Annotated in this window: 7 protein-coding genes; 1 reads left to right on the forward strand and 6 read right to left on the reverse strand. The window is 40.5% G+C overall.

All coding sequences use genetic code 11. The annotated features are described in order from the left end of the window. On the reverse strand, window positions 1-938 hold a 938-nt coding region (locus J536_RS23005; RefSeq protein WP_032064068.1), incomplete at its 3' end, for a hypothetical protein. Window positions 939-1,211: 273 nt separating this feature from the next. Here J536_RS23005 and J536_RS23010 point away from each other — a divergent pair. Further along, on the forward strand, window positions 1,212-1,550 hold the full coding sequence (locus tag J536_RS23010) for a hypothetical protein (RefSeq protein WP_002117013.1): 339 nt from the start codon (window positions 1,212-1,214) through the stop codon (window positions 1,548-1,550). Window positions 1,551-1,569: 19 nt separating this feature from the next. Here J536_RS23010 and J536_RS23015 read toward each other — a convergent pair whose 3' ends face one another. The 5 genes from J536_RS23015 to J536_RS23035 form a co-directional block, all read right to left on the reverse strand. Continuing rightward, window positions 1,570-2,526, reverse strand: a complete 957-nt coding sequence (locus tag J536_RS23015) for a cation diffusion facilitator family transporter (protein ID WP_032064070.1) — start codon at window positions 2,524-2,526, stop codon at window positions 1,570-1,572. A 132-nt stretch (window positions 2,527-2,658) separates the two neighbouring features. After that, window positions 2,659-5,817 (reverse strand): efflux RND transporter permease subunit, encoded by a 3,159-nt coding sequence (locus J536_RS23020; RefSeq protein WP_032064071.1) that lies wholly within the window; start codon window positions 5,815-5,817, stop codon window positions 2,659-2,661. Beyond that, window positions 5,807-7,015 (reverse strand): efflux RND transporter periplasmic adaptor subunit, encoded by a 1,209-nt coding sequence (locus J536_RS23025; RefSeq protein ID WP_032064072.1) that lies wholly within the window; start codon window positions 7,013-7,015, stop codon window positions 5,807-5,809. The genes J536_RS23020 and J536_RS23025 overlap by 11 nt, the downstream gene beginning before the upstream one ends. After that, a complete protein-coding gene (locus J536_RS23030; protein WP_032064073.1) occupies window positions 7,015-8,424 on the reverse strand; it encodes a TolC family protein in 1,410 nt (469 codons plus the stop codon). Before J536_RS23030 ends, J536_RS23025 begins: the two co-directional genes overlap by 1 nt. A gap of 57 nt (window positions 8,425-8,481) precedes the next feature. After that, complete coding sequence (locus J536_RS23035) at window positions 8,482-8,874, reverse strand: cation efflux protein, CzcI-like (protein ID WP_416202125.1); 393 nt, start codon at window positions 8,872-8,874, stop codon at window positions 8,482-8,484. Window positions 8,875-8,883 lie beyond the last annotated feature (9 nt).

Genomic DNA, 8,883 nt, shown 5'->3' on the forward strand with positions numbered 1-8,883 from the left:
ATTCCCACTTGTACTTCAAGGCGACCTGACTGCACTCGTAGTCCTCTAATTTCAAACTGATCTACGAGCTGCTGCACAAGCTCACGACTTTCTCTCAAAATATTCAAGCCCGGTAAAATACTAAAATCAGTCAAACTTAAAAGCTTTTCAACCATCCATGAACGGTTGTTAATAAAGTCAATAAATCCTGCTTGCTCTAGGTCAATAAACCACATGCGATGCCCATCGCGTTGGATTCCGGGAATATCGCCAATCAAGTGATTAATGAGTGATGGAATAGGCAACATATTTACGACTTCGAAACCAACTCGACCAATACGGCGCACAGCCCAATTTGACAAGGTGCCGCCATGTCGAATCTGAACATCAAGACTTTCATCCATTTGTCGCAAACGTAAGAATTTTTCCTGCCCAATACGACATTCCAATACTTTAAAATCTAAACTCAAACGATACATGAAGCGATGATAATGCCCATCGATCTCGACTTGGAAACTGTCATTGCCGCATTTAATTTTAATATCATCAATTTCGGAGCGATCAATGCGCTTACGAATTTGATTATTTAATAACATTTCGGGTAAGTACAACGTTAAGGTACTTTTGCCCAAAAAAGTTCGCGCCATAATCAACGCGACTTGGCGTGCTGTTTCACTGGTTTCAGACACCATATCTCTTACAGTACCTGCTGCCAGATTTGTCATTCCGACAACTCCACGTCGTGTATGAGTAGTTACTTGATCGAGTGCGTCCAAAGCAGCATCAGCAACCTCTGCAATATTACGTGTCGTGTCGCTAGCAAACCCAACTGCATCTTGGGCATGTTGCAATGTCTTATGCAGTAATCGACGAGATAATGACGGTTTAGCGGTATCTGGGGTAGCTAAAACCGATGCTGTCGTTGTAGGCTGCGACTTATTGTCATCTTGTTGACCCAAGTCCCTCTCTCCTTTTTATATTTATCCCACATCCTATTCGAGTATTTAAGCTCATTTATTGTGCTAATCACACTTCATTTTTCTGTAGATTAGCATGCTCTACAATATTATTTTAATTTTTATGTGTACGGATAAATCATCTGTTTTTTATATTTCTTTGTTTATTCATAAGTAATTTTTCTGCTAACTCAACGCATTTCATCGATATCTTACAAATTTTTTTCTTTCTGCACATTTCCGTTAGAATAGATTCAAACTAAATGTGGAGTTCTCATGCAATATCGTTGCCCTAAATGTCAAAGTGTTAAAATTATGCCTGTGAGCCAAGGCGTGAACAGCGCAAAACCTGTCGTTCCTAAAAGTCTGGTTATCTTGATTCCTGCAATTTTTGTGCTTTTACTGTTAGTAGTCATTAGCATCTTTATGTGGATTTTTGGCAATGGTGCAGGTAGTTCTCTTCAAATCGCAACAGTAGTTGCATTTGTGGTTACTGTAGGGGCTGGTTTTATGTTCTGGCGTGATTTGCCTGATTTTAAATTGTCTATGCAAGCATTTATGCAGTCACAAAAACACTGGAAATGCCGTGACTGCAATAACGAATGGGAAATTTAAAAAAACTGTTCACATCAGCTTAATGCTGATGTGAATGTGCATTATCTGCTTCATCATGTTTATGCGAAGCATGCTGAGCAATGTGCTGACAATTAATCTCGGCATCGTCCTCAATTTGCAATGTCACTTCACCAATACCATGTTCATGAGAAAGCATTTCAACAGCATCTTGATACAACTTGGTACGATCAGCTTCAGGCGCAAATAAGTGCACGGTTAAATGGATATTTTTAGAAGTAATCGCCCACACTTTGAGTTTGTGAATACTCTCAACACCATTTAAAGAAAGTAAATCTGCACGTAGCTTCTCAATATCGACCTCTTCGGGTACACCTTCGAGCAAAATGTTAATACTTTGCTTAAGTAAAACCCATGTTCTTGGCAACACCCAAAATCCAATCAGTACTGCAATAAGCGTGTCAATCCAGTACCAATTAGTGAAGTAAATAATAATTGCACCAATAATAACGCCTACCGAGCCTAGTGCATCACTCAATACTTCTAGATAAGCACCTTTCACATTTAGGCTGTTATTGGCACTCGACATTAAAAGTTTCATTGAAATGAGGTTAATTACTAAACCAATAGTCGCTACAACCAGCATACCCACACTTTGAATTTCGGGTGGCTTAGAGAAACGGATATAGGCTTCATATAAAATATAAATTGCCACCACGAACAGCATGAGTGCATTAAATAAAGCGGCCAGAATTTCAAAGCGTTGATAACCAAAAGTACGCTTATTATCAGCGGGACGTTTTGAAATCTGAATTGCGACCAGAGCAATTGCCAAAGCAGCTGCATCTGTAAACATATGCGCAGCGTCAGAGAGCAACGCCAGACTTTGTGTGATTAAACCTGCAATAACCTCAACAATTAAAAATGTCGTAGTAAGCGCCAAGGCAATCGTTAATTTCTTGGCATTACCTTCAGTCACTACAGCATGACTATGGTCATGACCATGTTGTCCACCCATTTTGCGGACTCCTTATTATTTATCTTTATGGTGAGGTAAAAGTAACCATGAATTCATGCTTACCTTTACCTGTTTCAAATACTTTTCTGACTCAAACTTTTTCATCAAAAAAGATATCTCAAATCGATGACATTATGAATGCTCAACTTTATTCGTCTTGCTTTCATTCATCCATCGATAAATGACTGGCAATAAAACCAGCGTTAGTATCGTAGATGAAATAATGCCACCGATTACTACCGTTGCCAAAGGTCGTTGTACCTCTGCACCAGTTCCGGTTGCTAAAGCCATTGGAATAAAACCAAGTGAAGCAACAAATGCCGTCATTAATACAGGGCGTAGTCGCAGTACAGCACCTTTCCAAGTTGCTGTATGAACATCTAGGGTTGCTCTTAGCTCTTTAATGAATGTGAGCATGACCAAACCATTCAATACCGCAACACCTGATAAAGCGATAAACCCGACTCCAGCAGACATAGAAAGCGGAATATCTCTCAGCCACAAAGCCACTAATCCGCCAGACAAAGCGAAAGGAACCCCACTAAATACCAGTAAGCTATCTTTAAAGTTACTAAATACCGCCATCAGCAACACAAAGATCATGATGAGCGCCATCGGTACGACGATTTGCATTCTTGCAGTGGCAGAAGCAAGATTCTCAAACTGTCCTCCATAACCCAACCAATAACCGCTAGGTAGCTTTTGCTGCGCCAGTTTGCTTTGCATCTCTTGTACAAAAGACCCAAGGTCACGATCACGCACATTTGCCGTCACAATCACTCGGCGCTTACCATTTTCACGGCTCACTTGAGCAAGGCCCAGAATATTTTCAACCTTAGCAACGTCTTGTAACTGGATCAGACCGCCGTTTGGTAAGCGAATCGGTAATTGTGCTAGCTGCTGAGGCGTACGCATGTTTTCCTGTAAGCGAATCACGAAATCGAAACGTCTATCGCCCTGTAAAATTTGCCCTACACTCTGTCCTCCAATACTCGCAGCGACAATATCCTGAATAGACTTGACTGATAATCCATATTGTGCAGCCAGAGCATGATCAACATCTACATTAAGTAATGGCAAACCATCAGTCTGTTCAACTTTGACTTCACTGGCACCTGGAATACTACGTAGCTGTTGGGCTATTTTTTCCGCTTCCTGATTGAGGATTTGCATATCATCCCCAAAAATTTTCACCCCAATATCACTACGGACGCCTGAAATGAGTTCATTAAAACGTAGTTCAATCGGTTGCGAGAATTCACTGTTATTACCAGGAATCTGATTCACGAATTGCAGCATTCTGGTACGCAATTCATCTATCGTTTCTTTAGGGTTTGGCCATTGATCATGTGGTTTTAATAGAACAATACCATCGGAAATATTTGGAGGCATGACATCGGTAGCAACCTCGGCTGTTCCTGTTCTTGCAAAAATGGCTTTAATTTCAGGGAAAGCTTTGAGTAACTGCTTTTCTACATTCTCTTGAATCTTAAGCGACTCTTCTATGCCTGTGCTCGGTGCACGCATGAGTTGTAATGCAAAATCACCCTCACTGAGTTGAGGTGCGAACTCACTCCCCACTCTTGTTGCAATAGCACTTGTCAAAATTAAGATGCTGACCGCTGCTGTGACAACAACATATCGAAAGGCATATGCTTTATCGAGTAAGCCTGCATAACCTTTTTTCAGCGTCATCATCCAGCGGCTTTCTTTTTCCTTCACTTCACCCGTAACAAACAGAGCTACTGCTGCTGGCACAAAGGTCACAGATAAAATAATTGCTCCTAATAATGCTAGGACAACGGTCATTGCCATAGGATGAAACATCTTTGCTTCAACGCCTGCTAAAGCAAAAATTGGTAGGTACACGACCATAATGATGATCTGACCAAATATTAATGGTCGGCGTGCCTGTTTAGCCGCTAGAAAGACCTCAGTGAAACGTTCGGAACGTGTTAATAAGCGACCTTTTAAATGCTGCGCTTCAGCTAAACGCCGAATACAGTTTTCAACAATAACAACGGCCCCATCAACAATGATCCCGAAGTCCAAAGCACCCAAACTCATCAGGTTGGCACTGATTTTTTGTTCCGCCATACCTGTTAAGGTAAAAAGCATTGCCAATGGGATAATACAAGCAGTGATTAAAGCGGCGCGAAAGTTTCCTAAAAAAATAAAAAGGATAACGATGACTAAAATCGCCCCTTCAATCAAATTTTTAGCTACTGTTTTAATCGCTTTATCTACGAGGCTACTACGATCATAGACTGTTTCAATCACCACGCCCTGAGGGAGTGATCTTTGAATTTCCTGAACTTTGTCGTCAATCGCCTTAGCAATAGTTTTACTGTTTTCACCCATCATCATCATGGCGATACCTAAAACAGTTTCCTGTCCATTATAGGTAGCACCACCTGTACGCAAATCATGACCAATCGATACTGACGCTACATCCGCAACCCGTATAGGTAAACCGTTTTTAGTGGCGACCGTAACATTCTGGATATCTTGTATCGATGTCAGCATACCCGGAACACGAACTGTGAGTTGCTGACCATTCTCTTCAATAAATCCAGCACCGCGGTTTTCATTATTATTTTGAAGCGCATCCTGTAAGTCGGTGAGTGGAATTTGCAACTGTTGTAACCGTGTCAGATCTGGAGAGACCACATAGGTTTTGTTATATCCACCAATGCTATTAACCTCGGCTACCCCTTGTACACGTTGTAACTGGGGCCGAATAATCCAGTCTTGAATTTCACGCAGGTCCATCGCGCTATAAGCTGAACCATCTGCTTTTTTAGCATTTGGCTCTGCTTTTACCACCCATTGATAAATCTCACCGAGTCCAGTCGAAATTGGAGACATTTGCGGATCAATGCTATCTGGTAAAGCACTCTTAGCTTCTTGTAAACGTTGGTTAATCAGCTGTCTTGCCCAGTAAATGTCAGTACCATCTTTAAAGATAATCGTGACCTGAGAAAGACCATATCTGGAAATTGAACGAGTCTGTTCCAGATTGGGAATACCAGACATGGCATTTTCAATCGGATAAGTAATTCTTTGCTCAACTTCAGGTGCTGTAAAACCATTGGCCTGACTATTGATCTGCACCTGTACATTGGTGATATCAGGCACGGCATCAATTGAAAGTTTTTGGTAGCTATAAATTCCGACACCAATCCAAGCAATAACAAACATCATGACCCAAATGGCGTTGTTAATTGAAAACTGAATGATCCGATCAAACAAACCTTCAGCCTCTGGCAAATCAGGTTTATTAATGTCCATGCTCAGCCTCCCCTTTTTCAAGTTCGGACTTAAGCAAGAAACTACCTTGAGTCACATATTGCTGTTTTTCAGTAATTCCTGATTTAACTTCTACCCATTGTGCATCTGAAGAATAATTGCCTAACTCAACGGCAACAGGGGCAAAATGAATTTTGTCCTTCTCCTGTTTTGCAATAAAGACGACATTCTTTCCATCAATCTGTTGTATCGCTGTCTTGTTAACCCGTAATACAGTCGCTGCATTATTTTGTTTCAGTAACACATTGACCATTAAGTTAGGGCGTAATTCTTTTGAAGGTGTTAGTACCTTGGCACGAACCTGTAAACGACCAGTTTGAGTATCTGCTTCTGAAGTTAGGCTTTGCACCTGCGCTTTAAAAATATTGTTCGTTTGCAACGATTTAAATTCAATTTCCTGATTAGGCTGAATATTGGTATTTGCACTTGGTAGCACAAACTCGACCCATAACTGATCCAGGCGATCAATAACAAATAATTGTTTTTCAGGACCAATTTGCTCACCAATGACAATATCTTTATTACTGATTACACCACTTAAAGGTGCTGTTAAAACATATCGGCCTTTACTTGAGCGATTCGCTCCCAATGCAGATAAACGGCTATTTGCAGCTTGTACCTGAATTTGCGCTTGACGATATGCATTGTAAGCGCGCTGGTAATCTTGACGTGCTGAAACCCCTTGTTCCCACAATTGTTTTTCACGTTGATAATCTTGCTCGGCTAATGTCAGTGCTTCTTGCGCCATGCTTAAGTTAGCTTGTTGATCAACCAAATCCGGCACAAATAAAGTCGCAAGTGCCTGACCCTTTTCAACTTGTTGTCCCAGTGCAACATTTACGCTGTCTACTCGTGCAGAAAACGTAGAAGAGACATGTGCTTGCTGATCTGTATTTACAACAAGTTTGGCAGGATAAGAGAGGCTCTGTTCAACTTCTCCACGTCCTACTTGCTCTAACTTCACTCCATATTCAACCAGTTGCTTAGAAGTCAGGTTTAAACTGCCTTCCTCCTTTTCAGATTCTTCATGACCAGCTTCACCCTCTGCATGCTCTTCTTCACCTTCATCAGTATTAGGCTGTTTTTTTCCAGAGAAAAATAACCAAGCACTTAAAGCAAGGCAGACAATCAGCAGTAAAATAGCAATAAGCCATTGGTTTTTCATTTTTTTAACTGACATTACTCTGCCCCTCCAACTGTCGACAAGTTATAGGTGTCTTGCCATAAATTTTGATTAATTTGATTTAATGCATCTCCAGACATCACCATATTTGGATCGATTCCGAGAGCTAAACTTTCTGCCTCAATTGCTTTTTGCCAAGCAGATTTAAGGAGTTGAACTTTTTTCAAGCGTTGTTCTTGTAATTGAAGGGTAGATTGCTGAACATCGGTAATTGCAAATTTACCGACTTTAAAGCCAAGCAACATTTTCTCTTGTACCGTTTCTGATAAAGGGATTTGCTGCTCATTCATTAAATTATATTGCTGCTTTAAACCCGCTAACTCGTACTGTAGAGTACGAATAGAATTCTCGCTTTGCTTTTTATAAAAGCTTTGCTGCTGGTCAATTAAATCGAGTTTGCTTTGTGCAACTCTTAGGGCATATTGCTGGCGATTAAAAATGTTTAAAGGAACCGCTATACCTACTCGGATCTGATTTTCGGTACTGCTCGTTTCTGCGGTTTTACTACGAACCACGCCCATATTTACAGTAGGCGTAGGCCGATTTTTTGCCTTTAAATAATTAATTTCAGAATTTTGTTGCATTGCTTGAAGCCGCAGGGACTGTTCTAACAAATTCTGTTTTAAGTATTGATCGATATCACCTTCATTTTTTAAAGGCCACGCACTTTTTATATCTAGACGTAACGTGAAGTTATCTTCTGTCTCACCCCATAAGTTAGCCAATTTTCTTTTAGCACTACTCAGTGATAATTCAACTTCCTGATATAAACGCTGATTTTCAACATGCGTCATGAGAGTTCGATCTAAATCAACCTGAGCAATACTGCCTGCCTGAAAGCGTAAGCGGGTAGCATCAAGAAGATTTTTACTCGTTCTTAACTGGGCTTTAGCAACTTCATGTTCAAGCTCTAAAATAGATACTTGTGACCATAAATATTTTACCGCCAGCTTCAGTTGAGCCTGATATAAAACCTGATTTAACTCAACTTGATTTTGCTGAACACTTGCCAGTTTTTTTGCTGCAGAACGTACACCAAAAATATCTAGTTTTTGCGAGATCCCAAGTTCTAATTCCTGATCTTTTCCAGATTTAAAACCCGTTTGCTGTACAGAAACCGTCGGATTTTCCCATAGCTGGCTCTGTTTGATATTGCTCGCAGCGATATCTTGTTGAGTTTGCCAAATTCCTGTTTGAGTCTGAAACTGCTTAACCTGATCGAGCACCTGTTCAAACGTTAAAACATTCTGTACACGCTGTGGTTGTGTATTCTCAGCAAGGTTCTGATTTGAACTGGCTGCGTTTGTTACGACACCAGTTGAAAGTGCAACAGCAACAACTAATGATTTAAATACCCAAGATGTACTCAGACTAACGAAACTTTTTTCGTATAAAAAAATAGACATAAAATAACCCTATGAAATAAATAATATTTCTGGTGGGCTAATTTTCGGCTACCCCACCTATAGCAGGGTTAAAACAGGAGGCGGGTCTTGTTTAGAGATATGAGGGGACTTATAAGAATTGGACCAATAATATTGTTGTTTTGGCTCAGATGACTGTATTAACGGTGAAACAAGTTTTTCTTGTGCTTCTACAATCACAACATGAAAACATGAAGGCAAATGGTCATGATGATCGGACAAGTTTAAGGGAGCTTTATGAGTCCCTACGATATCTGTCTTTTCCGTATGGCTATGCTGTGAAGCTTCATAACTCAACGCTGCATGATGACCAAAATGATGTAATGCCTTTTCCTGATTTTCATGGGCGCAAAATGCCGCTGCCACATTCCATAAGCTTTGGAATATAAGCAAACTAAACAAGACGGACATAAAAACTGTAGAACGTGGCAACGGTACACC

Source organism: Acinetobacter sp. 809848, from assembly GCF_000581275.1.
In the GTDB taxonomy this organism is placed as follows: domain Bacteria; phylum Pseudomonadota; class Gammaproteobacteria; order Pseudomonadales; family Moraxellaceae; genus Acinetobacter; species Acinetobacter pittii.

Bases quoted from the DNA above. Each gene is read 5' to 3' on its own strand.
- J536_RS23010 (WP_002117013.1), top strand. From the start codon at position 1,212: ATGCAATATCGTTGCCCTAAATGTCAAAGTGTTAAAATTATGCCTGTG.
- J536_RS23015 (WP_032064070.1), bottom strand. From the start codon at position 2,526: ATGGGTGGACAACATGGTCATGACCATAGTCATGCTGTAGTGACTGAA.
- J536_RS23020 (WP_032064071.1), bottom strand. From the start codon at position 5,817: ATGGACATTAATAAACCTGATTTGCCAGAGGCTGAAGGTTTGTTTGAT.
- J536_RS23025 (WP_032064072.1), bottom strand. From the start codon at position 7,015: ATGTCAGTTAAAAAAATGAAAAACCAATGGCTTATTGCTATTTTACTG.
- J536_RS23030 (WP_032064073.1), bottom strand. From the start codon at position 8,424: ATGTCTATTTTTTTATACGAAAAAAGTTTCGTTAGTCTGAGTACATCT.